This is a genomic window from Streptomyces durbertensis (assembly GCF_014156695.1).
In the GTDB taxonomy this organism is placed as follows: domain Bacteria; phylum Actinomycetota; class Actinomycetes; order Streptomycetales; family Streptomycetaceae; genus Streptomyces; species Streptomyces durbertensis.
Genome location: NZ_WMLF01000555.1, coordinates 1 through 3068 on the forward strand (window position 1 = coordinate 1; position 3068 = coordinate 3068).

Annotated in this window: 3 protein-coding genes and 1 riboswitch; of the genes, 2 read left to right on the forward strand and 1 reads right to left on the reverse strand. The window is 71.0% G+C overall.

The genetic code is table 11. The annotated features are described in order from the left end of the window. Positions 1-118: 118 nt before the first annotated feature. Positions 119-1111, reverse strand: a complete 993-nt coding sequence (locus tag GL263_RS24225; protein WP_182857875.1) for a glucosyl-3-phosphoglycerate synthase — start codon at positions 1109-1111, stop codon at positions 119-121. 152 nt (positions 1112-1263) lie between these two features. Then, a riboswitch (SAM riboswitch) is annotated at positions 1264-1465 on the forward strand. 18 nt (positions 1466-1483) lie between these two features. On the opposite strand from GL263_RS24225, the gene thrC reads away from it, so the two are divergent. After that, entirely contained in the window at positions 1484-2791 is a 1308-nt protein-coding gene (gene thrC / locus GL263_RS24230; RefSeq protein WP_182857876.1) for a threonine synthase, read from the forward strand. Further along, positions 2788-3063 (forward strand): MoaD/ThiS family protein, encoded by a 276-nt coding sequence (locus GL263_RS24235; RefSeq protein WP_182857877.1) that lies wholly within the window; start codon positions 2788-2790, stop codon positions 3061-3063. The genes thrC and GL263_RS24235 overlap by 4 nt, the downstream gene beginning before the upstream one ends. Positions 3064-3068 lie beyond the last annotated feature (5 nt).

Below are 3068 nucleotides of genomic sequence, written 5' to 3' on the forward strand. Positions count from 1 at the left end.
CCCCAAACCCGACCCGCTCACAACCGGCCACCCCGTTTCGGGGACCGCTTCGCGTCGGCTTCGGGCTCGCCACGCCGCCGGAAGCCGGAGGGGTTCCGCGGCCGCCGAGCGCGCGGCGCTACCCCGCGCGGCGGCGGGCCGCGGACGTCGGGGCGGGGACGCGCCGCCGGGCGGCGTACTCGGGGACGGTGCGCAGCGGCGGCCGTTCCACCGTGTCGACGGGGTGGGTGCGCGGGGAGAAGACGGCGGGCTCCGTTCGGGTGAACTGGGTGAGCGTCGCCCGGGTCAGCGGGGACCCCGGCAGCCGTTGGTGGGCGGTGCGGTAGATGGTGGCGGCCATCCGGCCGAGGGCCTGGCCGTCCTGGTTGCGGTGGCGCCGGACGCCGACGTCCACCTGGGCGAGCGCGTCGAGCCCGACGGCGTCGAGCGCGTCGACGAGCAGTGCCAGCTCCACGCCGTACCCGACGGGGAACGGCAGGCGTTCCAGCAGGGAGCGACGGGCCGCGTACTCCCCGCCGAGCGGCTGGACAAAACCGGCGAGTTTCGGCCAGTGCAGGTTGAGCAGGGGGCGGGCGACCAGCTCGGTGACCCGCCCGCCGCCGGCCGGCTCGCCGCCCAGCGGGCGGTCGTACATGGCCTTGACGAGTTGGACCCGTGGTTCGGTGAGCAGGGGGCCGACGATGCCGGAGACGAACGTCGGGTCGAACTCCCGCAGGTCGGCGTCGACGAAGCACACGATCTCGCCGTCGGTGACCAGCAGTGAGCGCCACAGCACCTCGCCCTTGCCGGGTACGGCCGGCAGCCGGGGGAGTATCTCGTCGCGGTGCACCACCTTGGCGCCGGCCGCCGCGGCGACGGCGGCCGTGTTGTCGGTGGAGCCGGAGTCGACGACAACCAGCTCGTCGACCAGCGGCACCTCGTCCGTCATGAGCGAGGCGCGGATCGCCGCGACGATCTGTCCGACCGTCGCCTCCTCGTTGAGGGCGGGCAGCACCACGCTGACCGTGCCGTGCTCGCCCGCCGCGCGCTTGGCGGCGAGCAGCGTCGGCAGCGGGCGCTGGGCGGCGGTCCAGGACCGCCGCTGGAGCCACGTTGCGACTTCTTCGAGCACCAGACGGTCTCCCTGTCTCGACGGTCGTCTCGGTGTTCGGACGACTCTCTCCACCGTTCGGGGTGTCGGTTACAGTCTTGAACAGCGCTCGGAACCTCGCCATGTCGGGGGGTCGCGCGCCGACAAACGCGTCGTCCCCGGCGACGCCATACCGCTCATCCAGAGGGGCAGAGGGAACGGCCCGTTGAAGCCCCGGCAACCCTCCCGCGCATTCACTTCGAGCGATTTCCGGTGGTACTCGCATTCTGAGTGACACCGGTCGAATCCGCAGAACCGGACACTTCGGGCGAAGCCAGCGTGGGGAAGGTGCCAATTCCGTCCCGTGACGAGATACGTCATTGGGGAAGATGAGGAGAAAGGGCCTCGCCTCCCATGGCTGTGCAGACAGTTGCAAGCTCCACCCCCGACCCGGCCTCCACCGGTGCCGACCAGGTCTCCCTGGGTCCGGCCGTCTCGCTCTCCTGCCGGGAGTGCGGGGAACGCGTACCGCTCGGCCCGAGTTTCGCCTGTACGGCGTGTTTCGGCCCGCTCGAAGTGGCGTACGACCTCCCGGTCGGGGATCCTGAGGCACTGCGGAAGCGCATCGAGTCCGGTCCGAACAGCATCTGGCGTTACGCTCCGCTGCTGCCCGTCCCCGAGGACGTGGCGGACAAGCCCAATCTCAACCCCGGCCTGACCAAGCTGGTCAAGGCCGACAACCTCGCCCGCGAGCTGGGGGTCACCGGCTCGCTGTACGTCAAGGACGACTCCGGCAACCCGACGCACTCCTTCAAGGACCGGGTCGTCGCCATCGCCGTCGAGGCCGCCCGCGCCTTCGGTTTCACCACGCTCTCCTGCTCCTCCACCGGCAACCTGGCCGGCGCGGTGGGGGCGGCCGCCGCCCGGGCGGGCCTGCGGTCGTGCGTCTTCATTCCGCACGACCTGGAGCAGGGCAAGGTCGTGATGGCCGCCGTCTACGGTGGCGACCTGGTCGGCATCGAGGGCACCTACGACGACGTCAACCGCTTCTGCAGCGAGCTGATCGGCGACCCGATCGGCGAGGGCTGGGGCTTTGTCAACGTCAACCTGCGGCCCTACTACGCCGAGGGCTCCAAGACGCTCGCCTACGAGATCTGCGAGCAGCTCGGCTGGCGGCTGCCGGACCAGATCGTCGTGCCGATCGCCTCCGGCTCCCAGCTGACGAAGATCGACAAGGGGCTGCGCGAGCTGATCGCGCTCGGGCTGGTCGAGGACCGCCCGTACAAGATCTTCGGCGCCCAGGCCGAGGGCTGCTCCCCGGTGTCGCAGGCCTTCAAGAACGGCCACGACGTGGTGCGTCCGGTGCGGCCTGACACCATCGCCAAGTCGCTGGCGATCGGCAACCCGGCGGACGGCCCGTACGTCCTGGACATCGCCCGCCGCACCGGCGGCGCGGTGGAGGACGTCGACGACGCCCGCGTCGTGGACGCGATCAAGCTGCTCGCCCGCACCGAGGGCATCTTCGCCGAGACCGCCGGCGGCGTGACCGTCGGCGTGACCAAGAAGCTGATCGACGACGGTCTGCTCGACCCGTCCCTGACGACGGTCGTGCTCAACACCGGAGACGGTCTGAAGACCCTCGACGCGGTGGCGCCGACGACCGGCCCGACCGCGATCATCCGTCCGAACCTGGACTCCTTCCGAGAGGCTGGCCTGGCATGAGTGTGAACGTCCGAATCCCGACCATCCTGCGCACCTACACCGGCGGCAGGTCCGAGGTGCCGGCCGAGGGCGCCACGCTGGCCGAGGTCATCGCGGACCTGGACAAGAACCACCAGGGCATCGGCGCCCGGGTGCTGGACGACACCGGCAAGCTGCGCCGCTTCGTCAACGTCTACGTCAACGACGACGACGTCCGCTTCGCCGAGGGCCTGCAGACGGCGACGCCGGACGGCGCCGGTGTGTCGATCATCCCGGCGGTGGCCGGCGGCTGAGGCAC

What these genes read in the sequence shown, in the direction of transcription:
- thrC (WP_182857876.1), top strand. Translation starts at nt 1,484, where the DNA reads ATGGCTGTGCAGACAGTTGCAAGCTCCACCCCCGACCCGGCCTCCACC.
- GL263_RS24235 (WP_182857877.1), top strand. Translation starts at nt 2,788, where the DNA reads ATGAGTGTGAACGTCCGAATCCCGACCATCCTGCGCACCTACACCGGC.